Source organism: Mesorhizobium sangaii, from assembly GCF_014207355.1.
GTDB lineage: Bacteria > Pseudomonadota > Alphaproteobacteria > Rhizobiales > Rhizobiaceae > Mesorhizobium > Mesorhizobium sangaii.
In genome coordinates this window covers 419,357-442,604 of record NZ_JACHEF010000001.1, presented here as the reverse complement: position 1 = coordinate 442,604, position 23,248 = coordinate 419,357, and the positions used below count along the sequence as shown (strand labels likewise).

At 64.3% G+C, this 23,248-nt stretch carries 16 protein-coding genes; 9 read left to right on the top strand and 7 right to left on the bottom strand.

What is annotated here, in order from left to right; translation table 11 throughout:
• Positions 1 to 42 precede the first annotated feature (42 nt).
• Positions 43 to 1,155: a 4-hydroxyphenylpyruvate dioxygenase gene (hppD, locus tag HNQ71_RS02275; protein ID WP_184870984.1), complete on the bottom strand. Its 1,113-nt coding sequence runs from the start codon at positions 1,153 to 1,155 to the stop codon at positions 43 to 45.
• Between the two features lie 138 nt (positions 1,156 to 1,293).
• Between hppD and HNQ71_RS02270 the strand changes: the two genes are divergently transcribed.
• Positions 1,294 to 1,761: an Lrp/AsnC family transcriptional regulator gene (locus HNQ71_RS02270; RefSeq protein WP_184870983.1), complete on the top strand. Its 468-nt coding sequence runs from the start codon at positions 1,294 to 1,296 to the stop codon at positions 1,759 to 1,761.
• 13 nt (positions 1,762 to 1,774) lie between these two features.
• On the opposite strand, the gene HNQ71_RS02265 is transcribed toward HNQ71_RS02270, so the two are convergent.
• The 4 genes from HNQ71_RS02265 to aztA all read right to left on the bottom strand — a co-directional run bounded on the left by HNQ71_RS02265 (position 1,775) and on the right by aztA (position 4,889).
• Entirely contained in the window at positions 1,775 to 2,113 is a 339-nt protein-coding gene (locus tag HNQ71_RS02265) for a protein tyrosine phosphatase family protein (RefSeq protein ID WP_184870982.1), read from the bottom strand.
• Between the two features lie 118 nt (positions 2,114 to 2,231).
• Positions 2,232 to 3,173 (bottom strand): zinc ABC transporter substrate-binding protein AztC, encoded by a 942-nt coding sequence (aztC, locus tag HNQ71_RS02260; protein WP_184870981.1) that lies wholly within the window; start codon positions 3,171 to 3,173, stop codon positions 2,232 to 2,234.
• A gap of 28 nt (positions 3,174 to 3,201) precedes the next feature.
• Positions 3,202 to 4,077 carry a zinc ABC transporter permease AztB gene (gene aztB / locus HNQ71_RS02255; protein ID WP_095085859.1) on the bottom strand — a complete coding sequence of 292 codons (876 nt, stop codon included), beginning with the start codon at positions 4,075 to 4,077 and terminating at the stop codon, positions 3,202 to 3,204.
• Positions 4,077 to 4,889 carry a zinc ABC transporter ATP-binding protein AztA gene (gene aztA, locus HNQ71_RS02250; protein ID WP_184870980.1) on the bottom strand — a complete coding sequence of 271 codons (813 nt, stop codon included), beginning with the start codon at positions 4,887 to 4,889 and terminating at the stop codon, positions 4,077 to 4,079. The genes aztB and aztA overlap by 1 nt, the downstream gene beginning before the upstream one ends.
• A 228-nt stretch (positions 4,890 to 5,117) precedes the next feature.
• Here aztA and HNQ71_RS02245 point away from each other — a divergent pair, with 228 nt between their 5' ends.
• The gene (locus HNQ71_RS02245) at positions 5,118 to 5,462 is read left to right on the top strand and encodes a RidA family protein (protein WP_184870979.1); all 345 of its coding nucleotides are present in this window, start codon (positions 5,118 to 5,120) and stop codon (positions 5,460 to 5,462) included.
• A 114-nt stretch (positions 5,463 to 5,576) separates the two neighbouring features.
• Here HNQ71_RS02245 and hutC read toward each other — a convergent pair whose 3' ends face one another.
• Entirely contained in the window at positions 5,577 to 6,317 is a 741-nt protein-coding gene (gene hutC / locus HNQ71_RS02240) for a histidine utilization transcriptional repressor HutC (protein WP_184870978.1), read from the bottom strand.
• Positions 6,314 to 7,666: a formimidoylglutamate deiminase gene (locus HNQ71_RS02235; protein WP_184870977.1), complete on the bottom strand. Its 1,353-nt coding sequence runs from the start codon at positions 7,664 to 7,666 to the stop codon at positions 6,314 to 6,316. Before HNQ71_RS02235 ends, hutC begins: the two co-directional genes overlap by 4 nt.
• Before the next feature lie 98 nt (positions 7,667 to 7,764).
• Here HNQ71_RS02235 and hutI point away from each other — a divergent pair, with 98 nt between their 5' ends.
• From hutI to HNQ71_RS02200, 7 genes are all read left to right on the top strand, one after another.
• Complete coding sequence (gene hutI, locus HNQ71_RS02230) at positions 7,765 to 9,000, top strand: imidazolonepropionase (protein ID WP_184870976.1); 1,236 nt, start codon at positions 7,765 to 7,767, stop codon at positions 8,998 to 9,000.
• The gene (hutH, locus tag HNQ71_RS02225) at positions 8,997 to 10,535 is read left to right on the top strand and encodes a histidine ammonia-lyase (RefSeq protein ID WP_184870975.1); all 1,539 of its coding nucleotides are present in this window, start codon (positions 8,997 to 8,999) and stop codon (positions 10,533 to 10,535) included. The genes hutI and hutH overlap by 4 nt, the downstream gene beginning before the upstream one ends.
• A 2-nt stretch (positions 10,536 to 10,537) precedes the next feature.
• Positions 10,538 to 11,350: an N-formylglutamate deformylase gene (gene hutG / locus HNQ71_RS02220; protein WP_184870974.1), complete on the top strand. Its 813-nt coding sequence runs from the start codon at positions 10,538 to 10,540 to the stop codon at positions 11,348 to 11,350.
• Between the two features lie 23 nt (positions 11,351 to 11,373).
• Complete coding sequence (locus HNQ71_RS02215; protein WP_184870973.1) at positions 11,374 to 11,652, top strand: hypothetical protein; 279 nt, start codon at positions 11,374 to 11,376, stop codon at positions 11,650 to 11,652.
• Between the two features lie 91 nt (positions 11,653 to 11,743).
• On the top strand, positions 11,744 to 13,417 hold the full coding sequence (gene hutU / locus HNQ71_RS02210) for a urocanate hydratase (RefSeq protein WP_184870972.1): 1,674 nt from the start codon (positions 11,744 to 11,746) through the stop codon (positions 13,415 to 13,417).
• 11 nt (positions 13,418 to 13,428) lie between these two features.
• On the top strand, positions 13,429 to 14,016 hold the full coding sequence (locus HNQ71_RS02205) for a HutD/Ves family protein (RefSeq protein WP_184870971.1): 588 nt from the start codon (positions 13,429 to 13,431) through the stop codon (positions 14,014 to 14,016).
• Between the two features lie 267 nt (positions 14,017 to 14,283).
• Positions 14,284 to 22,866: a glycoside hydrolase family 94 protein gene (locus HNQ71_RS02200; protein WP_184870970.1), complete on the top strand. Its 8,583-nt coding sequence runs from the start codon at positions 14,284 to 14,286 to the stop codon at positions 22,864 to 22,866.
• The last annotated feature ends 382 nt before the right edge of the window (positions 22,867 to 23,248 follow it).

Sequence of the window (23,248 nt, the reverse complement as noted above, 5' to 3'; positions counted from 1 at the left end):
GACCCGAAAGCTGGATCATGCGCTAACCGCTCGACCTGAAGCCTACTCCGCCGCCTGGACCTTGATCACGCCGCGCTTGATCTGGTCCTGCTCGATCGATTCGAACAGGGCGCGGAAATTGCCCTCGCCAAAGCCTTCGTCGCCTTTTCGCTGGATGAACTCGAAAAAGATCGGCCCGATCACGGTTTTCGAAAAGATCTGCAGCAGGATCTTGGTCATGCCGCCGTCGACCACGCCTTCGCCGTCGATCAGGATGCCGTGTTTCTTCATGCGTTCGATCGGCTCGTCATGGCCGTTCACGCGGTCATAGGACATGTCGTAATAGGTTTCCGGCGGGCCGGGCATGAACTTCAGCCCGTTTTCGGCCAGCCTGTCGGTGGCGGCGTAGATTTCGTCGGTGCCCACCGCAATGTGCTGGATGCCTTCGCCATTGTACTTCTTCAGATACTCGGCGATCTGGCTGGTCTCGTCCTTGGATTCGTTGAGCGGAATGCGGATCTTGCCGCAGGGCGAAGTGATGGCGCGGCTGACCAGGCCGGTGATCTTGCCGTCGATGTCGAAGAAATGGATCTGCTTGAAGCCGAACAAATTGCGGTAGAAATCCCACCATTTGTCCATCTGCCCGCGATAGACATTGTGGGTGAGGTGGTCGAGAAAATAGAAGCCGACGCCTTGCGGCCGCGGATCGCGAGCGCCGAGCCACTCGAACTCGGCATCGTAGGCCGAGCCCTTCTTGCCATAGGTGTCGATGAAATAGAGCAGTGAGCCGCCAATGCCGACGATGGCCGGCACGTCGAGCGCCTTGTCTGTGCCTTCGTAAGGCGTGGCGCCCTCGGCAACGGCGTGGTCGAAAGCGTGCTTGGCATCGACCACGCGCCACGCCATCGAGGCCGCACAAGGACCGTGCTTGTCGGCGAACTTCATCGCATGCGATCCCGGCTCGGCATTGACGACATAGTTGATGTCGCCCTGGCGCCAGACGGTGATGTCTTTCGTGCGGTGCTTGGCCACCGCGACATAGCCCATGCGGGTGAACAGTTCGGCGAGCTTTTCCGGCTCCGGATGCGCGAACTCGACGAATTCGAACCCGTCGGTGCCGGCGGGGTTGTCCTTGCTGATTTTGGCGGGTGGGGCGTCGTGCGGGAAGGGGCCCATGATAGTCCTCCGGAAGCTGGCTTGGCCTGAAGCGGCCACCTGACGCCATCATAGCGCGGAGCCGGCGCATGGTGCTTGCATTCAAACGCTTGAAATGATCAGTTCATGCGTAAAGCGTGCACGTAAGGACAGAAATCCATGGATGAGACGCGCATTGATCAGTTTGATCGCAAGATAATGGCGCTCTTGCAGGGCGACGCGGGGCTAGGCAACAACGATTTGTCCGAGCGGGTGAACCTGTCGGCGTCCCAATGCTCTCGCCGCCGCCAGCGGCTGGAGGAGGACGGCTATATCAAGGGCTATCACGCCGTGCTCGACCGCGACAAACTCGGGTTTTCCTTGGTCAACATCATCTCGGTGACATTGGCCACCCACAATCGCGACAATGCCAGGCGCTTCGGCGAACTGGTGGCGCGGCTGCCCGAGGTGCAGGAGGCGCACGCGCTGACCGGCGAGATGGACTACATCCTGAAAGTGGTGACGCCCGACCTGAAGTCGCTATCGGAATTCGTCAACGGCGTGCTGCTGCCACATGAGTCCGTGCAGCATGTGAAGACGGCGATCGTGCTCGAGACGCTTAAGGAAACCGGCGCGTTGCCGATCTGAACCTTGGGTCGATTTAACCCTTCGACTGCTGGATCAGCCCGTAGAGGTTGGTGCAGCGCGCGCCAGAGCGGCAATAGGCGAACACCGGGCCTTCGAGCTCGTCGAGCGCCTCGGCTTGATCCTCGACATTCTCGGCCGTGATCTGGCCGCTGATGACGGGAATGTAGCGGAAGGCCATGCCGGCGGCCTCGACCGCCGCTTTGAGCGTGTCGGCCGAAGGCTGGCCGGGCTGCTCGTCATCGGGCCGGTTGCAGATGACGCTCTTGAAGCCGGCCTCCTTGATGGCGGTGACGTCTTCGGGCTGGATCTGGCCCGAGACCGAATAGGCCTCGCTGATCTCGCGGTATTCCATGGCAGTATCCTCGCAATCTGATTTGGCGAGAAGTCTTGCCACTCTCCGGCGGAACCGGCAACACCCATCAGGTAGAATCCGGCCGGGCTCAGCCCGACCGGATGGAATGACGCGCGCGTCAGCTGCCGAGGATCGCGCCTTTGATCTGGCGGATGTTGTTGTGCATCATGTCGATATAGGTCGAGGCCGGGCCGTCGGGCTGCGACAGCGCATCCGAATAGAGCGTGCCGCCCACCTTGATGCCGGTCTCGCTGGCGATCTGCTCGATCAGGCGCGGGTTGGTGATGTTCTCGACGAAGATCGCCGCCGCCTTGTCCTGCTTAACCTGGTCGACCAGCTTGGCGACATCGGCGGCGGACGGTTCGGAGTCGGTCGAGATGCCTTGCGGGGCGAGGAAGGTCAGGCCGTATTCGTGCTCGAAATAGCCGAAGGCGTCATGCGAGGTGATGACAACGCGCTTCGCTTCGGGGATCGACTGGATCGCGGCCTTCACTTCGCCGTCGACCGCGTCGAGCTTCTTGGTGTAGGCGGCGGCATTGGTCTGGTAGCTGACGCAGCCGTCGGAGTCGGCTGCGCAGAAGGCTTCGGCGATGTTCCTCACATAGATCTTGGCATTGGCGATCGACTGGAAGGCGTGCGGATCGGTGACCGTCTTGCCGCCGCCGGTGCCGGCCCCTTCGGCGGCGTCGGCGTCGGCGAATTCAGGCTTGAAATCGATCGGCGTCACGCCCTTGGTCAAGGTGACGATCGAGGCCTTGGTGGCGCTGGCATCGACCAGCCGCTGCAGAAAACCTTCGAAATGCAGGCCGTTGACCAGCACGATGTCGGCCTTGGCCATCGCCACCGCGTCGGCCGGGCTCGGCTCGTAGACATGGGCGTCACCGTCCGGTCCGACGATGGTGGTCACATCGATGCGGTCGCCACCGACATTTCTAGCAAAATCGGCAATGACGGTGAAGCTGGCAACCACTTTCAGCGGTGCCGCGAAGGCCGGCGAGGCGCCGATGGTGGTTAATGTTATAACGCTCATCGCCAGGGCGGCGCGGATCGATTTCAGCATGGACGGGTCTCCTTCTAGGGGCGGGGGATCAGGCCGTTCTGTGACGGTGATGGACGATGCGGGCGCGCAGAATGCCGCGCGTGCCGAACAGGATCGAGGCGAAATAGACGACGCCGGCCGACAGGATGATGGCCGGGCCGGAAGGCAGCGACGCGTGATAGGACAGAAGCAGCCCGGCGATGCAGGAGGCAAAGCCGATCAGCACCGCCAGCACGCACATCGGCTCGACGCGCACGGTCCAGAAACGGGCGGCTGCTGCCGGCAGCATCATCAGTCCGACTGATAGAAGCGTGCCGAGTGCCTGGAAGCCGCCGACAAGGTTGAGCACGACGAGGCCGAGGAAGATGAAATGCACCGGACTGCCGAGCCGGCTCACCGAGCGCAGGAACAGCGGATCGAGGCATTCGGCGACCAGCGCCCGCCAGAAGATGGCGAGGCTGACCAGCGTCACGGCAACAATGCCGCCGATCAGCGTCAGCGCTTCGTTGTTGAGCGCCAGCACGGTGCCGAACAACACATGCATGAGATCGACGCTGGAGCCGCGGATCGACACCATCAAGACGCCGATGGCGAGCGAAATCAGGTAGAAGGCCGCCATCGAGGCATCTTCGCGCTGGATGGTGAAGCGCGAGACGGCGCCGGCGCCGAGCGCCACGATGACGCCGGCGATCAGGCCGCCAATGGTCATCGGCAGGATTTCCAGGCCGTAGAGCAGGAAGCCGGCGGCGGCACCTGGCAGGATGGCATGCGCCATGGCGTCGCCCGACAGGCTCATGCGCCGCAACATCAGGAAGACGCCAACCGGGCAGGCGCCGAGCGACAGCATCAGCGAACCGATCAGCGCCCGTTGCATGAAGCCGAAATCTGCGAAGGGCGCGATGAAGAGACCGTAAAGCGTATCCATCAGGCAGCCCTCGGTCCGGCGTCGTGGTGGTGCTCATGATCATGAGCGTGGCCATGATGGTCGTGACCATGAGCGTGCCCGTCTGGCTCGCACCAGGGCGCATTCTCCTCCCAGGCTTCGTGGAAGCGGCGGGCGCGCAACAGGTTCTCCGGCTTCAGCGTCTCCCTGGTCTCGCCCCAGGCAATCGGCTGGCGGGCAAGCAGCAGCGTTTCGGGGAAATTCTGGCGCACCAGATCCAGATCGTGAACGACGACCAGGATGGTGCGTTCCTCCCCATGCCAATGCTTGATCAGTGCGATCAGGTCGCCGACCGTCTTGGCGTCGACCGCGTTGAACGGCTCGTCGAGCAGGATGAGGTCGGCGTCTTGCAGCAAGACCCGCGCAAACAGCGTGCGCTGCAACTGGCCGCCTGATAGCGTATCGATCGGCCGCTTTTCGAAGCCACCGAGACCGACGGCCATCAGCGCCTGGCTGACGGAATCGCGATCTTCCCTGGTATGGCGGCCGAGCAGGCCGCGCCGTGGCCACAGGCCGAGCGAGACCAGGTCAACCACCCGCGCCGGGAAGGAGCGGTCGAGTTCCGATTGCTGCGGCAGATAGGCGGCACGCACGCCGGGCGCGCGGATGACCTCGCCGGCCATCGGCTTCAGGACGCCGACGATGCCTTTCATCAGCGTCGATTTGCCGGAGCCGTTGGCGCCGACCACGGCAGTCAGCGAGCCTTTGCGAATCGTACCGTCAAGATGATGGATCGCCGGGTGGCTGCCGTAGCCAAGCGTCAGGTCGCGGAAGGTCAGGCAGGTATTTGTCATTCTGCGGTCCGTGGGGGCAGCGAAATCCGGCTGCTGGCAGCGGCCGATTGGATATGTGATGTTATTACATTAGTCAACAAGCCAATGGGGCGGAATTGCGACAGCCGGGTCAACTTGCCGTGTGTGTGGACATCACTCGCTCTTGGCCCAAGGGGATTTGATTGGGCGACCTTGCCCGAAGCCGGCCGCAACTCTAAAGAGGCGCGACCACAAAGGAAGGAACCTCCCATGAGCATTCGTCGCATCGATGTTGGCCCGCGCATGAGCCAGATCGTCATCAACGGCAATACCGTCTATCTGGCCGGCCAGGTTGGTCAGCCGGGCGGCAACGTAGCGTCGCAGACCAGGGATGTCCTGGCGACCATCGACGAACTGCTGGCAAAGGCCGGTACGGACAAGACCAAGATCCTGCAGGCGATCATCTGGCTGGCCGACATGAGCACTTTTGCCGAGATGAACGCGGAATGGGACAAGTGGGTGCCGCAAGGCAACACGCCCGCCCGCGCCACCGGCGAAGCAAAGCTCGCCGGACCGGAATACCTGGTCGAGATCATTATTACCGCAGCGGCTTAACTTCTACCTCCCCCTCGTGGGGAGGTCGGACCGAAGGTCCGGGTGGGGGCCGGCGCCGCACCCCCACCCCGCCGCTTCGCAGCGACCCTCCCCACAAGGGGGAGGGTAAGAAACCTACCCCTGTGACGGCCTGAACCGTGCCACCAGCGTGTGGCTGTCGGCCGCATAGGTGAAGCGCACATGGGTGACCGGGTGTTCCGCGCTCCAGGTTCGCCGCTCGACCACCAGGCAGGGCGCGCCGGCAGCAATGTCTAGTGCCGCCGCGACCGGCTTGTCGGCGCCGACCGCACGGATGCGGTGCTCGGCCTCGCTCCACGGCACGCGGCCGATCAGCCACGGGCTGGGCGCGATGGTCAGAAATTCCTCGTCTGATGCTTCCGGCACGGCGGTGAGGTTGATCAGCCGCTGCTCGTGCGCGAACGGCCGCTTGCCGGCGAAATGCCGGCATTCCAATGCCAGCACCGGCCCGGCGACACCGAGCTCCAGCAAGGCGCGATCCTCGGCGTCGCTGCGTCTTTTGTGGCGCGCCACGCGCTCGTAGCGATAAAGCAGGCCAAGTGCTTCGACCTCGACCCGGATGTCATGGATCTCCAGCACCGCCGCTTGCGACTGCGGTTGGCGGACGAAGCTGCCGGAGCGGCGCCGGCGCTCGATAAGTCCCGCCTTGGCAAGCTGCGACAGCGCCTTGTTCACCGTCATGCGCGAGCAATTGTATTGCGCGCTCAGTTCGTGCTCGAACGGGATGCGATGGCCGGGCGCCCAGGCGCCCGACAGGATCTTTTCGCTGATGTCGGACAGGATGCGCTGGTGCAGCGAGACGCCGCCTTCCGCATCCGCTGTCTCGATCATGGTCATGCCGAAAGTGCCGTCATCACGCCGCGAAACCGCTCGGCGATGGCCTCTCGCCTCGCATGCCGGCCGCCGCTGACCTGTTTGTCGCCATGCACCCAGACGCAGTCGACCTTGCTGCCATTGGCGAAGATCCAGGCGTCGAGGATCGCGTCACCTGTCTTGCCGGCCAGCGAGGGGTGATTGCCCTCGATCGAGACGAAATCGGCGGATGCACCGGCGGCGATTTGCGAGGCGCCGGCCCCGAGGGCGACGCTGCCGCCGTCGAGCGCGGCGTCGAACAGCGCGCGTCCGGTCGAGCCGCCGGCCACCGCCAGCACATTGCGGGCGCGGTGCGCAAGGCGCTGCGAATATTCGAGCTGCCGCAGCTCGTCGGGCAGGCCGATCAGCACATTGGAATCGGAGCCGACGCCGAAGCGGCCGCCATGCTCCCCGAACAGCGGCGCTGCAAAAGTGCCGTCGCCAAGATTGGCCTCGGTGATCGGACAAAGGCCGGCGATCGCTCCGCTCTTCGCGATCCCGACCGTTTCCGCATCGGTCACGTGCGTGGCGTGGATGAGGCACCAGCGTTGGTCTACTTTCGCGTTGGCCAGCAGGAATTCAACCGGCCGCGCGCCCGACCAGGCAAGGCAATCCTCGACTTCCTTCACCTGCTCGGCAATATGGATGTGGATCGGCCCCTCCGGCGCCATGGCGGCCACCTCGGTCAATTCCTCGGGTGTCGCGGCGCGCAAACTGTGTGGGGCAACGCCGACAACAGCTTGATTCAAAGCGCGAACGCATTCCCGGCTTTTCTCAACAAGCATGGAGAAGCGATTCACATCGTTGATGAAACGCCGTTGGCCTTCGTTTGGCGCCGCACCTCCGAAAGAAGAGTGCGCGTAGAACACCGGCAGCAGCGTCAGGCCGATGCCGGTTTCGCCGGCCGCCGCTGCGATGCGTTCGGCCATCTCAGCAGGGTTGGCATAGGGTTGTCCGTCGCGGTCGTGATGCAGATAGTGAAATTCGCCGACGCGTGAAAAGCCGGCCTCCAGCATCTCGACATAGAGCTGCGCGGCAACTGCCTCGACCTGGTCGGGCGTCATCGACAGCGCGAAGCGATACATCACTTCGCGCCAGCTCCAGAAACTGTCGGCGGAGGGCCCGCGAAGCTCGGCCAATCCGGCCATGCCGCGCTGGAAGGCATGGCTGTGCAAATTGGGCATGCCGGGCAGCAGGATCGCGTGGCGTTCGTCGCCGGTCACGGCGGTGGCTCCTGGTTCGACAGTGGCTATGCGTCCCTTGGCCAAGGTGATCCGCACATTGCTGTGCCAGCCATTGGGGAGGAGCGCCTGTTCCGCGAAGATATCAGTCAATTTTCTCTCCGGTTCCCTGTCTCATATGCGATGATGGCACTTGCAGTGCGTTTCAATATGTATATACATAATCGCCACCGATTGAAACGGAAAAGATGATGGCCGCAGAGAGCAAAAGCCGGGCAGGGGGTCTTCGTCTATGGCGCAATGCGCGCCTGGCGACCATGGCCGAGGGGGCCTCCGGACTTGGTGTCGTCGAACACGGCGCGGTCGCCGTGCGCGACGGCCGCATTGTCTACGCCGGCCCTGAATCGGGGATGCCCGCAACGCTTGCCCAAGGTGCCGAGACGATCGATTGCGAGCAGCGCTGGATCACGCCCGGCCTGATCGACTGCCATACCCATCTGGTCCATGCCGGCAACCGGGCCAATGAATTCGAGATGCGGCTGGCCGGCGCCACCTACGAAGAGGTCGCCAGGGCCGGCGGAGGCATTGTCTCTTCGGTCAAATCCTTGCGTGCCGCCGGCGAAGACGATCTGGTCGCGCAATCGCTGCCGCGCCTCGATGCGCTGATCGCCGAGGGCGTAACGACCGTAGAAGTAAAGTCGGGCTATGGGCTCGATCTGGAAAACGAAAAGAAGTCGCTGCGCGCCGCGCGGCGGCTGGGCGGTGAGCGGCCGGTGACGATCCGCACGACTTTCCTTGGCGCGCATGCGCTGCCACCGGAAGCCAAGGGTGACAAGGACGCCTTCATCGATCTGGTCGCCAAGGAGATTCTCCCGGCGGTTGCCGCCGAAGGGCTGGCTGACGCCGTCGACGGGTTCTGCGAAGGCATCGCCTTTTCGCCGGAGCAGATGGCGCGCGTGTTCGATGCCGCCAAGGCGGCGGGCTTGCCGGTCAAGCTGCATGCCGACCAGCTGTCCAACCTGCATGGCGCCGAACTTGCAGCGCGCTATGGTGCGCTGTCGGCCGATCATCTCGAATACACCGACGAGGCAGGCGCCGTGGCGATGGCGAAGGCGGGAACCGTGGCGACAATCCTGCCCGGCGCCTACTACTTCATTCGCGAGACCAAGAAGCCGCCGGTCGGCCTGTTCCGCCAGCACGGCGTCAGGATGGCGGTCGCCACCGACAACAATCCCGGCACCTCGCCGCTGACCTCGCTGTTGCTGACCATGAACATGGCGGCGACCTTGTTCGGCTTGACGGTCGACGAATGCCTGGCCGGCGTTACCCGAGAGGCCGCCCGAGCGCTCGGCCTGCTGGGAGAGACCGGCACGCTGGAAGCCGGAAAGTCCGCCGATCTGGCGATCTGGGACATCGAGCGCCCCGCTGAACTCGTCTACCGCATGGGCTTCAACCCGCTGCATGCCCGCATCTGGAGAGGACAATGACCGAACTGACCCTGAAGCCCGGCAATGCATCGCTGGCCGACTGGCGCGCCATCTACCGTGGCGCCGTGCCCAAGCTAGACGATGCCTGCAGGCCAAAGATCAAGGCGAGCGCCGAGGCCGTCGCCAGGATCGTCGCCAAGGGCGAGCCGGTCTATGGCATCAACACCGGCTTCGGCAAACTGGCCAGCGTCCGCATCCCCGCCGGGGACCTCGAGACCCTGCAGCGCAACATCGTGCTTTCGCATGCCGCCGGCGTCGGAGAGTCGATGCCGGTCGCTGTCTGCCGGTTGATGATGGCGCTGAAGCTCGCCAGCCTGGCGCAGGGCGCCTCGGGCGTGCGGTCGCAGACCATCGATTTGCTTGAGGCGATGCTGGCCAACGACGTCATCCCGGTGGTGCCGGCGCAAGGTTCCGTCGGCGCCTCCGGCGACCTTGCCCCACTGTCGCACATGACGGCGGTGATGATCGGCGTCGGCGAATGCTTTACCCCGCATGGCCGTTTCCCGGCCAAGGTCGCCTTCGTCTCGCACGGGCTGGAGCCGGTGACATTGGGTGCCAAGGAAGGCCTGGCACTGCTCAACGGTACGCAGTTCTCGACGGCCTATGCGCTCGCCGCTTTGTTCGAGGCCGAAGTGCTCTACCAGTCGGCGCTGGTCGCCGGCGCCTTGTCGACCGACGCGGCAAAGGGCTCCGATGCCCCCTTCGATCCGCGCATCCATCTGCTGAGAAAGCATCCCGGCCAGATCGAGACGGCGGATGCGCTACGCAATCTGATGGCCGGCAGTGCCATCCGTGAATCACATCGTGTCGGCGACGAGCGCGTGCAGGATCCATATTGCCTGCGCTGCCAGCCGCAGGTGATGGGTGCGGCACTCACCGTTCTGCGTCAGGCAGCGGACACGCTCGGTACCGAGGCCAATGGCGTCACCGACAATCCGCTGATCTTCGCCGAGGACGATACGGCGCTTTCCGGTGGCAATTTTCATGCCGAGCCGGTTGCCTTCGCCGCCGATATGATCGCGCTCGCGGTCTGCGAGATCGGCTCGCTGTCGGAACGCCGCATCGCCATGCTGGTCGATCCCGCGCTGTCCGGCATGCCGGCCTTCCTGACGCCCAAGCCCGGCCTGAATTCCGGTTTCATGATCCCGCAGGTGACGGCGGCGGCCCTCGTTTCGGAGAACAAGCAGAAAGCCTATCCGGCCAGCGTCGATTCCATCCCGACCTCGGCCAATCAGGAAGACCACGTTTCGATGGCGGCGCACGGTGCGCGCCGGCTGATCGGCATGGTCGAGAATGCGACGGCGGTGATCGGCATCGAATTGCTCGCCGCGGCGCAAGGCTGCGATTTCCATGCGCCGTTGGCATCGAGCGATGCGCTGGAAGCGGTACGCAAGCTGGTCCGTGCCGAGGTGCCGCATCTCGACAATGACCGCCACTTCCATCCTGATATGGAAAAAGCCATCGCCATGGTGCGCAGCGGCGCGACCGTCAAGGCAGCCGGCGCGGTAACGCTGCCTTCGATCTCGGGAGCCTGAACATGACCGACTGGCTGACAGTGACGGAAGGCACGGCACCTCTGGTGGTGTCGATCCCGCATACCGGCATCGATCTCGCCGGGATCGACAACCGGCTGGTCTCGCCCTGGCTCGGCCGCCGCGACTGCGACTGGTGGATCGACCAGCTCTACGATTTCGCCGCCGGCCTTGGCGCGACAGTCGTGCATACCTCGATCTCGCGCACCGTCATCGACGTCAACCGCGATCCCTCCGGCGCCTCGCTCTATCCCGGGCAGACGACGACGACGCTTTGCCCGACAGAGACTTTCGACGGCGATCCACTTTACCTCCCTGGCGAGGAACCGACGCCGGCGGAAATCAGCCAGCGCTATCAGTCGTATTTCGCGCCCTACCATGAAATGCTCGGGTTTCAGGCGACCAGGCTGCGCGGCCTGCATCAGAAGGTCGTCATCTATGATTGCCACTCGATCCGCTCGGTTCTGCCTCGCCTGTTCTATGGCACGCTGCCGGTTTTCAATCTCGGCACCAATGACGGCCAGACCGCCGATCCGGTGCTGCAGGGCCTGGTCGGCCAGATCATGGCCGAAAGCGGCGACAGCTACGTCATCAACGGCCGTTTCAAGGGTGGCTGGATCACGCGCTACTTCGGCAATCCGCAGGGCGGCTTCCATGCGCTGCAGATGGAACTCGCAAATCGCGGCTACTTGCATGAGCCCGAGGGCAAGGGCGAACCGGACAATTGGCCGGTGCCCTATGATGCCGCGTTCGCCGCACCCATGGCCGCGAAGCTGAAGAAGATACTCGAGACCGCTATCACCTGGGCGCAGAGCTGACATCGAAACATCGGGAGGATGTCATGAACCGCCATGCCAGGATCGGCTTTCTCGCCATTCTGTTCGCAACGACGCCGGGCTTGGGTGCGTCCGCCGGTGAGGCGACGATGAAGGGCGCCGACATCCTCGCCACCTTGAAAGGCGCGCATGTCGAAGGGCCGGACTGGTCGCAGAGCTTCGATGACGGCGGCGCCACCATCTACACGAAAGGCGGCACCCAGTCGCCGGGGCGTTGGATGTTCGCGGCGACCAGTACTGCTCGCTGTGGCCGCCCTCGGATGTCTGGGCCTGCTACGCCATGACCATCGATATTTCCGACCCTGCCCATGAGCAGGTCACCTGGATCAGTGCTGACGGCCACCGCAATGCCGCGCACCTCATTCGAAAGGGACAATGATGAACAATCCTCGCCACAACATCCGCGAAGTCCGCAGCCCGCGCGGCACGGAAATCAGCGCCCGTTCCTGGCTGACGGAAGCGCCGCTGCGCATGCTGATGAACAATCTCGACCCGGACGTCGCCGAAAACCCCAACGAGCTGGTCGTCTATGGCGGCATCGGCCGTGCGGCGCGCACCTGGAACGACTTTGACCGCATCGTCGCCTCGTTGAGGACGCTGGCCGATGACGAGACCTTGCTGGTGCAGTCGGGCAAGCCGGTCGGCGTCTTCCGCACCCATCCCGACGCGCCCCGCGTGCTGATCGCCAACTCTAACCTGGTGCCGCACTGGGCGACATGGGAAAAGTTCAACGAGCTCGATAAGAAGGGCCTGATGATGTACGGCCAGATGACGGCCGGCTCGTGGATCTACATCGGCACGCAAGGCATCGTGCAGGGCACCTACGAGACCTTTGTCGAGGCCGGCCGCCAGCACTATGGCGGCAATCTCAAGGGCAAGTGGATCCTGACCGGCGGCCTCGGTGGCATGGGCGGCGCCCAGCCGCTCGCCGCCGTCATGGCCGGCGCCTGCTGCCTGGCGATCGAATGCAACCCGGATTCGATCGATTTCCGCCTGCGCACCCGTTATGTCGACGAGAAGGCCGAGACACTCGACGAGGCGATGGCGATGATCGAGCGCTGGACCAAGGCAGGCGAGGCGAAGTCGGTGGGCCTGCTCGGCAATACGGCCGAGATCGTTCCGGAAATGTTCAGGCGCGGCATTCGCCCCGATATGGTCACCGACCAGACCTCGGCCCACGATCCCATCAACGGCTATCTGCCCAAGGGCTGGACGATGGCTGAGTGGCGTGAGAAGCGCGTCAGCGACCCGAAGGCAGTTGAAAAAGCCGCCCGCGCCTCGATGCGCGAACATGTCGAGGCGATGGTGGCGTTCTGGAATGCCGGCGTGCCGACGCTCGACTACGGCAACAACATCCGGCAGGTGGCCAAGGAGGAGGGGTTCGAGAACGCCTTTGCCTTCCCCGGCTTCGTGCCGGCCTATATCCGTCCGCTGTTTTGCCGCGGCATCGGCCCGTTCCGCTGGGCAGCCCTGTCGGGCGATCCGGAGGATATCTACAAGACCGACGCCAAGGTGCGCGAACTGACGCCCGGCAACACCCACCTGCACAACTGGCTCGACATGGCGCGCGAGCGCATCGCCTTCCAGGGCCTGCCGGCGCGCATCTGCTGGGTCGGCCTTGGCGACCGGCACAGGCTTGGCCTCGCCTTCAACGAGATGGTGGCCAAGGGCGAGCTCAAGGCGCCTGTCGTCATCGGCCGCGATCACCTCGATTCCGGCTCGGTCGCCTCGCCGAACCGCGAGACGGAATCGATGAAGGACGGCTCGGACGCGGTGTCCGACTGGCCTTTGCTCAACGCATTGCTCAACACCGCGTCGGGCGCCACCTGGGTGTCGCTGCACCATGGCGGCGGTGTCGGCATGGGCTTCTCTCAGCACGCCGGCATGGTCATCGTCGCCGACGGCACGCGTGAAGCGGCCAGGCGCCTCGAGCGGGTGTTGTGGAACGACCCGGCGACCGGCGTCATGCGCCATGCCGATGCCGGCTACGACATCGCTATCGAGTGCGCCAAGGAGCACCAGCTCAACCTGCCCGGCATTCTCGGGTGATGGATTGACAGATGCGCGTCCTGCGGGCAGCCGAATACAAGTCCATGCCGTGGAAGAACGGCGGCGGGGTAACGACCGAGGTCGCCGTCTCGCCGGCCGACGCCGGGCTCGACGACTTCGACTGGCGGGTCTCGATGGCGCGCGTCGAAGGTAGCGGCCCATTCTCGCAATTTGCCGGTATCGATCGCACGCTTACCGTGCTCGAAGGCGAGGGCATCGTGCTCGATATTGCGGGCCGCCCGCCGAGATTAGTCACCAGGGCGACCGACCCGCTTTCCTTCCCGGCTGACGTGGCGACCGCGGCCGCGCTGATCGGCGGGCCGATCACCGACCTCAATGTCATGACTCGCCGCAGCCGCATGACGCATTCGGTCGAACGCCTCATGGTTTCGAACCCTGTGGAAATCAGGACGGGGACCGGGACGATCCTGGTCCTGTGTTTGAACGGCGAAGTCACCGTGTCCGGCATCGAGCCGGTTCACCTCGGGCCGCTCGACACCCTGCTGCCCGGCCCGGACACCGCCAGCCTCTTTGTTCAGCCCACCCAGGAGACGACGCTGTTCGTGACCCGGATTCGCGGCATCTCCGGCAACGATTAACGTTTGTTTCCAAACATGATCGCAGTGCCGGCGAAATATAGCGTAAGCTGTCGGTGGCATCACGAAAAAGCCTAAATCCTCCCCGTCGATCCAGCCTGACGGGAAGAGGGGCGCTCGTCTTGGAATTCGTGCTGAGAGATAACGCCCTGTCGTGGTGCGGAAACAAACTTTCAGCAAGTGGGATTATGCAACCAATTGCATTTGAATCGGTTTTAGGGCCATTGCCGTGGCGGTGACGCCGCTCAGTGTCCGCATACGGAATTTTCAATGAATATTCAGACGACCCCGGCCCAGATCGAGAAGACGAGCGCGAGCTTCCCGGCCATCACGGAAGAGCCGATCCGATCCAATTTCCTGCCCGAAGAGCGTCTTCGCCTGCTTGGCGAAAGCCTGGCAAAAGGCGACCTTACCGATCTGTTCGGCCTGACGCCCTTCGACTTTCAGGCCCGCATCCGCGACAGCGCCAAGAAGATCCTGGAAGTTTACCGTTCGACCAATGCCGCGCAGGCGAGGGGCGAGACGATCACGCCGGCGGCGCAGTGGCTGCTCGACAACAATTATCTGGTCGAAGAAACCATTTTCCAGGTCAAGCGCGATCTGCCGCGTCGCTTCTACCGACAGCTGCCCAATCTGAAATTGCCCGAGGGCGGCAGCGTGCCGCGCGCGCTGGCGCTGGCCTGGACCTATGTGGCGCATTCGGACAGTTCCGTCTCGGCGACGATGTTCAAGTCCATCGTCCAGGGTTTCCAGTCGCTCGAGCCGCTGAAGATCGGCGAACTCTGGGCGCTGCCGTCGCTTCTGCGCTTCGTCCTGATCGAAAATCTCCGCCGGCTGGCGGTCAGGGTCAACCGCACCCGCCAGATGCGCCAGATCGCCAACGATGTCGCCGACAAGGTTCTGGCGACCGACGACAGCCCGGACCGGCAGGCGATCCTGTCCAAATTCAGCGCTCACGCACAGGACACCACCTTTGCCACCCAACTGCTCTATCGCTTGCGCGATGGATCGCAGAATGCCGGCAAGGCCCTGGAATGGCTCGAAGGCGAACTAGAAAAGACCGGCTCCGACGCCGAGGAAATCATCATTTCCGAACATCACACGCTGTCCAGCGGCAATGTGACGACCGGAAACATCATCCGCGGCCTGCGCCTCATCAACGACGTCGACTGGACGGTGTGGTTTGAAGGCGTCAGCCGCATCGACACCGTGCTTCGCGAGCGCACCGATTTCGCCGCGCTCGACTTCTTCTCGCGTGACCAGTACCGGACCGCGATCGAGGAACTGGCGCGCCGCTCCGACCTTTCGGAATACCGCGTCGCCGAGAAGGCCATCGAACTGGCCGATGACGTCGCCACCGAGACCCTATCGGCCGATGATGAAGGCGCTGCCGCTCAAGTTGCATCCCCCCACACCGATGTCGGTTTCTTCCTCGTCGGTCCGCGCCGGCTGGAACTGGAGAAGGCGATCGGCTACCGGCCGACGATCAGCCAGACGGTCAAGCGCACCTTCCGCAAGACCGGATGGCTTGGCATCGTCGTACCGGTGTTTGCGCTGACGGCCCTGCTTCTCGTCCTCACCGGCAACGCGCTGGCCAATCTCGGCCTGTCGGTGCCGTCGATCGTCGTGATGCTGGCGCTGTTTGCCGTACCCGCCAGCGAGGGCGCTCTCGCCTTCTTCAACACCGTCGTATCGCTGTTCCTGAAACCGACGCGCCTCGTTGGCTATGATTACAGGCACGGCGTGCCGCCCGAGGCGCGCACGCTGGTGGTGGTGCCGTCGCTCATCGGCTCACGCGACGACGTCGAGGAAAACATCCGCAATATCGAGGTACATCATCTCGCCAACACGGCGGATGAAATCTATTTCGCGCTGCTGTCGGACTGGCCCGACAGCAAGATCGAGATCGATGCGGCCGATACCGAAATCCTCGAATTCGCCCGCGCCGAGATCGCTCGTCTCAACGCCCGCTATCCCTCTGAAGGCGCGCCGCGTTTCTACATCCTGCACCGGCGCCGGCTCTTCAACGCGGCGCAGGGGTCCTGGATGGGCTGGGAGCGCAAGCGCGGCAAGCTGCACGAGCTCGACCTTCTGCTGCGCGGCGACAGCGACACCACTTTCCTGCCGCTCGACGTGCCGCTGCCGGAAAACGTCGTCCATGTGATGACGCTCGATGCCGACACGCGCACCACCCGCGACGCGGTCGCGACCCTGGTCGGCAAGCTCTGCCATCCGCTCAACCGACCGCATTTCGATGCCGCCAGGCGTGTTGTCACGGCCGGCTATGCCATCCTGCAGCCGCGCATCACCGCGTCGCTGACCAGCGGCGACGATGCGTCGTTTTTCCAGCGGGTCTTCTCGGCCAATCGCGGCCTCGACCCTTATGTCTTTGCCGTCTCCGATCTCTATCAGGACGTTTTCGGCGACGGGTCCTTCACCGGCAAGGGCCTTTATCACGTCGATGCTTTCGAGGCGGCACTGCAGGGCCGCATCGAGGAAAACACCATCCTCAGCCACGATCTGCTGGAAGGCGCGCTGGCGCGCTCGGCGCTTGTGACCGACGTCGAACTGGTCGAGGACTATCCGACCCGTTATTCGGTCGACGCCTCGCGCCACCATCGCTGGGCACGCGGCGACTGGCAGCTTCTCGGCTTCATGCTCGATCCGCGCTCCGGCGTGCCGGCTCTGTCGCGCTGGAAGATGGTCGACAATCTGCGCCGCTCGCTGACGCCGATTTTCTGGGTCATGGCGGCGATCGCCGGCTGGACGCTGCTGCCCTTCACGCAGGCGGCGCAATGGCAGGCGCTGCTGATCCTCAGCCTGTTCATGGCGCCGACATTCGACATCGTAAACGCCATCCTGCCCAAGAGCGGCGACCAGACGCCGCGCGGCCATTTCTCGGCCCTGGCGCGCGACGTCGCCTTCGGCACCGCCATGGTGGCGCTGAAGATCGTGCTGATGGCGCACAACGCCTGGATGATGGGCGACGCCATCATCCGCACGATTTACCGGCTGTTCGTCAGCCGCCAGAACCTGCTGGAATGGCGCACCGCTTCGCAGGCGCACAAGGCCGGCGACAACGATGTCGGCTCCTACTACGGCATGATGTATGGCGCCGTGATCATCGGCTTCGTCGGCCTCGCCATTCCGGTGCTGGCCGATTCCACCGGCGCCTTCGTCGCTTTCTTCTTCGCGCTGTTCTGGATCGCTTCGCCGGCCATCGCCAGTTGGATCAGCCGTTCGGCCGAAACCGAGGATCGCTTGCGCATATCGCAAGCCGATATCCACGCGCTGCGTACGGTGGCGCGGCGCACCTGGCATTATTTCGAAAGCTTCGTGACGGCCGAACACCACAATCTGCCGCCGGACAATTTCCAGGAAAGCCCTGCGCCGGTCGTGGCGCCGCGCACCTCGCCGACCAATATCGGCGTCTATCTGCTGTCGGTCGTCTCGGCCCGCGACTTCGGCTGGATCAGCCTGTCCGACGCCATCACCCGCATCGACGCCACCATGACGACGATCGAAGGCATGCCGCGCGACCGTGGCCACCTCTTCAACTGGTATGACACGACGACGCTGAAGCCGCTCTACCCGCTCTACATTTCGGCGGTCGACAGCGGCAATCTAGCCGGCCATCTGGTGGCGGTGGCGGCGGCTTGCGCCGAATGGGCGGAAGCGCCCTCCGTCCATCTCCAGGGCGATTTCGAAGGCATTCTCGACACGGTGACCATCCTCAGCGAGAGCCTCGACGAGCTGCCCGACGACCGCCGCCAGCTGCGGCCCTTGCGCCAGCGCCTCGTCGACCGTCTGGACGGCATGCGGCGCGCGGTCGAGACCATCAAGGCGCAGCCGGAAATGGCGTCGATCCGCACCATCAATCTGGCCGTGCTGGCCGGCGAGATCCGCAAGCTCGCCACCGCCATCCACACCGAGGCGGCGTCGGCTCAGAGCGACGTCATCGTCGACTGGGCGGCCAGGCTCGAGGCCACTTGCGAGGCGCATGTCCACGACGCGCACAGCGACGACAATGCCGTCGAGGCGCTGCGCGCCAAGCTGCTCACCTTGCGCGAGCGCACGCGCCGCTTCGCCTTCGAGATGGATTTCTCCTTCCTGATGCGGCCCGAGCGCAAGCTGCTGTCGATCGGCTACCGGGTCGAAGAACACCAGCTCGATGAAAGCTGCTACGACCTTATGGCTTCCGAGGCGCGGCTAACCAGCCTGTTCGCTATCGCCAAGGGCGACCTGCCGACCGAGCACTGGTTCCGGCTTGGCCGGCCTATCGTCGAGATCGGTTTCAAGGGCGCGCTGATGTCCTGGTCCGGCTCGATGTTCGAATATCTGATGCCGCCGCTGGTGATGAAGGAGCCGCAAGGCAGCATTCTCAACCAGACCAGCAAGCTGATCATCAAGCGCCAGATCCAGTATGGCCGCCAGAAGAACGTGCCGTGGGGCATTTCGGAAGCGGCCTACAACGCCCGCGACCGTGAGCTGACCTACCAGTACACCAATTTCGGCGTACCCGGGCTCGGCCTGAAGCGCGGCCTTGGCCAGAACACGGTGATCGCGCCCTACGCCACCGTGCTCGCGGCACAGTTCAATCCGCGCGAAGCCGTGCAGAATCTCGCCCGGCTGCGGGAGATCGGCGCGCTTGGCCGCCACGGTTACTACGACGCCGTCGACTTCACGCCGCAGCGCGTGCCGGAAGGCACCGATCACGTCGTCGTGCAGAACTACATGGCCCACCATTCGGGCATGTCGATTGTGGCCGTCGCCGACGCCATCTTCGAAGGCCGCATGCGCGATCGCTTCCACAGTGATCCGGTCATCGAATCGGCCGAATTGCTGCTGCAGGAGAGGGCGCCGCGCGACATCCCGACCGCGACCGTCAGGACCGAGGCCGACGAACGCTCCAAGGACGAGACAGAAGTCGAGAGCCCCGACACCCGCATCGTGCTCGATCCATTGCGGTCGCTGCGGTCGACCAGTGTGATGTCGAACGGCCGCTATTCGGTGATGGTCACCGCGACCGGCTCGGGCTACAGCCGCTGGGGCGATCTCTCCATCACCCGCTGGCAACCGGATCCGACCGAGGACCGGCTCGGCTCCTACATCTTCCTGCGTGACGCCGGCACCGGCGACTGGTGGTCGGCGACGGCCGAGCCGAAGCGTGCGGCCGAGGAAAAGGCGCAGACCTTGTTCTCCGACGACAAGGCGAGCTTCGTCAAATCGGTGGGCACGTTGCGCTCCGAAGTCGAATGCATCGTCATTTCGGAAGGCAATGGCGAGGGCCGTCGGGTCACGCTCTACAATGACGGGCCGTCTGACCGTCACATCGAAGTCACCTCCTTTGCCGAACTGGTGCTCGGTCTGGAGGCGTCGGACAACGCGCATCCGGCCTTCTCGAAGATGTTCGTCGAAACTGAAATCGCGTCGAACAACGCGCAGATATTTGCGACGCGGCGCAAGCGGGAGACCAGCGAGCCCGATATCGCCATGGTGCATTTCGTCACCGATCCCTCCGGATCGGCGCGCGATGCCGAAGCCGAGACCGACCGGCGTGCCTTCATCGGTCGTGGCCGCAGCATCGTCGACGCGGCCGCCTTCGATCCCGGCGCCAGGCTTGGCGGCCATTCGGGCTTCACGCTCGATCCCGTCGCCGCGCTGCGCCGGCAGGTGCGCGTGCCTGCCAACAAGAAGATATCGCTGACCTTCTGGACCGTCGTCGGCGCCAGCCGCGCCGAACTGGAAGAGGCCCTTGCCCGGCTTGACCATCCGGAGAGTTTTGCCCGCCAGGCCATGCTTGCCTGGACGCGCAGCCAGGTGCAAACCCGCCATATGGGCCTCAGCCTGACCGATGCCGCCAATGTGCAGAAACTGGCGCGCTATCTGATCTATCCGGATCCGTTCCTGCGTCTTCCGGCCGAATCCATCGCCACGGGACTGGGCAAGCAGTCGAGCCTCTGGCCGACCAGCATTTCGGGCGATTTCCCAATCTTCCTGGTCAGGATCGGCGACGTCGCCGATCTCGAAATCGTCGCCCAGGCGCTGCGTTTCCAGGAATACATGCGCACCCGCGGAATGATGATCGACTTCGTCGTCGTCAACGAGCAGGCGTCCTCCTATGTCCAGGATCTGCAGCGGGCAGTGGAGACCCTGTGCGAAAACAGCCGCCTGCGCGGCAAGGAACTCGGGCCCCGCCAGCACATTTTCGCGGTGCGCCGCGACCTGATGGACGAGACCACCTACAAGACGCTGCTCGCTGTCGCCCGCGTCGTCCTGCACACGCGCAACGGCACCATCTTCGACCAGATCGAGCGGGCCGAGGCGGCCGCCCTGCAGGCGCGCGACGCCCTGCAGCCGGCAGCCTTGGCGGTCGCGCGCGAATTGCCGTCGCCGGTGCCCGTAATGCACGCCTCGCAGGCCGTGGCGGATGTCAGCGCCGATGGAAGCGGCCTCAGCCAATGGAACGGCTTCGGTGGTTTCGATGGCGACGGGCGGCACTATGTCGTGCGTCTGGCTGGCCGGCGCACCACGCCGCAGCCATGGATCAACGTCGTCTCAAACGCTTCGTTCGGCTTCCACACGTCTGCCGAGGGTGCCGCCTTCACCTGGAGCCGCAACAGCCGCGACTACCAGCTGACGCCGTGGTCGAACGATCCGGTCTCGAACCGGCCGGGCGAAGGCGTCTACATCTACGATCAGGCCAGCGGCAAGGCGTTCTCGCCGCTCGCCGCCGTGGTACGCGACCCCTCGATGACCTACGAGGCCTGGCACGGCCAGGGTTTCTCGACCTTCCGTTCGAGGCGCGGGCCATTGTCGATGGACCTCACCCATGTCGTCGACCCGATCGACCCGGTGAAGATCTCGCGGCTGCGCATCCAGAATTCCGGCTCGGTGCCGGCGCGGCTGCGTGTCTATGCCTATGCCGAATGGGTGCTCGGCGGGCATCGGTCGCGCACGGCGGCAACCATCGTCCCGTCCCGCGACGCTGCCACCGGTGCGTTGCTAGCGCAAAACCCGTACGGGCTCGACTTCAGCGAGCGGGTGGCTTTCCTTGCCGCCGACGGTGGCGTCCATTCGGTGACCACCGACCGTTCGGAGTTCCTCGGCCGGCATGGCTCCAGCGAGCTTCCACAGGCGGTGCTGAGCGGCGCTGCGTTGTCGGGCCGTGTCGAGGCCGGAGACGACCCCTGCGCGGCGATTGCCCGCGACATCGAGATCCCGGCCGGCGGCGACGTGACCATGCTCTGGCTGCTCGGCGATGCCGAGACCGTCGAGGAGGCCAGCGCCCTGGTGCAGGAGCACCGGGCTAGGGATTTCGACCGGCGGCTGGCCGACAACGAGCGCGAATGGCGCGGCTTCCTCGACACCATCCAGGTCGAGACGCCGGACAAGGCGCTCGACGCCATGGTCAACCACTGGCTGCCCTATCAGAGCCTCGCCTGCCGCATTCGCGCCCGCTCGGCCTTCTACCAGGCTAGCGGTGCGTTCGGCTTCCGCGACCAGTTGCAGGACACGCTGGCATTGCTGGCGCATGACCCGCAACTGGCGCGCGACCAGATCCTCAATGCGGCGCGGCGGCAGTTCCCCGAAGGCGACGTGCAGCATTGGTGGCTGCCGCGCACCGGGGCCGGCGTGCGCACCATGATCTCCGACGATGTGGTCTGGCTGGCCCACGCCACGGCGCGCTATTTGCTGGTCACTGGCGATGCCACCATCCTGAAGCAGCAGCTGCCCTTCATCGATGGGCAGGCGCTGGGCGAGGGCGAGCACGATGCCTTCTTCACTCCGGAGGTTTCCAAGAAGACGGCGTCGCTCTACGACCATTGCGCGCGGGCGCTCGATCTTGCCATCAAGCGCTGCAGTCCCGCCGGGCTTCCGCTGATCCTCGGCGGCGACTGGAACGACGGCATGAATCGCGTTGGCGAACACGGCAAGGGCGAGAGCGTCTGGCTAGGCTGGTTCCTGCTGAAGACGCTGGGCGACTTCGCCGCCGTCGCCAAGACCGAAGGCGACGCCAAGCACGCGCAAGCCTGGGCAAAGCATGCCGATGCGCTGAAGCGGGCGCTTGAAAGCACGGCATGGGATGGCGAATGGTACCGGCGCGGCAGTTTCGACGACGGCACGCCGCTCGGGTCGCGGTCCTCGCAGGAGTGCAAGATCGACTCGATCGCCCAGTCCTGGAGCGTGCTTTCGGGAGAGGGTGATCCGGCCCGGTCGACGACGGCGATGGAGCAGGCGACCAAACTGCTCGTCGATGACAAGCTCAAGATCGTCAAGCTGTTCACGCCGCCCTTCTCGAAGACGGACAAGGAACCCGGTTACATCAAGAGCTATCCGCCCGGTGTCCGCGAAAATGGCGGCCAGTACACCCACGCCGCCACCTGGTTCGTCATCGCCCTTGCCGAGATGGGGCGGACCGACGAGGCCTATCGCTGTTTCTCGATGCTGAACCCGGTCAACCATGCGACCGACGAGGCCTCGGCCGAGCACTATCGCGTCGAGCCCTATGTCGTGGCGGCCGACATCTACGCCGGGGACGACAAGGGCGGCCGTGGCGGCTGGACCTGGTACACCGGCTCGGCCGGCTGGCTCTACCGGGCTGCGGTCGAAGGGATCCTCGGCATCGAACGGCGCGGCAAGCGTGTTCAGTTCAAGCCAAAACTCCCCCGCCATTGGGACGGATACTCGGCAACCCTCAAGATGCTGGGGGCGGAACTCAAGGTTCGCGTCGTCCGCGACAATAAGGCCAAGGCGGTTTCGCTGGAGCTGAATGGGGCAAAGACCAAGGTTTCGGCAGTCGAACTGAAGGATGGCGAAGTTACCGACGTCGTCATCAGGATCCCGGCCTGAGGCATTTTGCCCAGAAAGCGTGCTCTCGGGCTCAAGAGCCCGGGGGGCGGTTTCGGGACCACGGCAGGATGAAAGGCGCCGTGCTAACCCCGGCGTTGTCATCGCCCTGGGTGAAGGGCGCGCCGCTGAGAAGCCCATAAAATCAAAGGCTTGATGCCAAATGGATACGCCGCCCAGGCTGGTTGGGCTTGGTATCTCGTCGCCCTTGGCGGGCGCCAGGCCGCTTTGTTTCGCGCTATACTGTGTAGAAGGCGATTTCGGCCTTGGTCATCCGCCAGACATGGTTGTTGATTAAAATTGTGGCAGCACATGCCGGCTGCCATGATTTTGCCGCATGCCTGACATTTTACCTGTCTTCTCAAACCGTTAGGTGATCACGGCA

What these genes read in the sequence shown, in the direction of transcription:
- hppD (WP_184870984.1), bottom strand. Translation starts at nt 1,155, where the DNA reads ATGGGCCCCTTCCCGCACGACGCCCCACCCGCCAAAATCAGCAAGGAC.
- HNQ71_RS02270 (WP_184870983.1), top strand. Translation starts at nt 1,294, where the DNA reads ATGGATGAGACGCGCATTGATCAGTTTGATCGCAAGATAATGGCGCTC.
- HNQ71_RS02265 (WP_184870982.1), bottom strand. Translation starts at nt 2,113, where the DNA reads ATGGAATACCGCGAGATCAGCGAGGCCTATTCGGTCTCGGGCCAGATC.
- aztC (WP_184870981.1), bottom strand. Translation starts at nt 3,173, where the DNA reads ATGCTGAAATCGATCCGCGCCGCCCTGGCGATGAGCGTTATAACATTA.
- aztB (WP_095085859.1), bottom strand. Translation starts at nt 4,077, where the DNA reads ATGGATACGCTTTACGGTCTCTTCATCGCGCCCTTCGCAGATTTCGGC.
- aztA (WP_184870980.1), bottom strand. Translation starts at nt 4,889, where the DNA reads ATGACAAATACCTGCCTGACCTTCCGCGACCTGACGCTTGGCTACGGC.
- HNQ71_RS02245 (WP_184870979.1), top strand. Translation starts at nt 5,118, where the DNA reads ATGAGCATTCGTCGCATCGATGTTGGCCCGCGCATGAGCCAGATCGTC.
- hutC (WP_184870978.1), bottom strand. Translation starts at nt 6,317, where the DNA reads ATGACCATGATCGAGACAGCGGATGCGGAAGGCGGCGTCTCGCTGCAC.
- hutI (WP_184870976.1), top strand. Translation starts at nt 7,765, where the DNA reads ATGGCCGCAGAGAGCAAAAGCCGGGCAGGGGGTCTTCGTCTATGGCGC.
- hutH (WP_184870975.1), top strand. Translation starts at nt 8,997, where the DNA reads ATGACCGAACTGACCCTGAAGCCCGGCAATGCATCGCTGGCCGACTGG.
- hutG (WP_184870974.1), top strand. Translation starts at nt 10,538, where the DNA reads ATGACCGACTGGCTGACAGTGACGGAAGGCACGGCACCTCTGGTGGTG.
- HNQ71_RS02215 (WP_184870973.1), top strand. Translation starts at nt 11,374, where the DNA reads ATGAACCGCCATGCCAGGATCGGCTTTCTCGCCATTCTGTTCGCAACG.
- hutU (WP_184870972.1), top strand. Translation starts at nt 11,744, where the DNA reads ATGATGAACAATCCTCGCCACAACATCCGCGAAGTCCGCAGCCCGCGC.
- HNQ71_RS02205 (WP_184870971.1), top strand. Translation starts at nt 13,429, where the DNA reads ATGCGCGTCCTGCGGGCAGCCGAATACAAGTCCATGCCGTGGAAGAAC.
- HNQ71_RS02200 (WP_184870970.1), top strand. Translation starts at nt 14,284, where the DNA reads ATGAATATTCAGACGACCCCGGCCCAGATCGAGAAGACGAGCGCGAGC.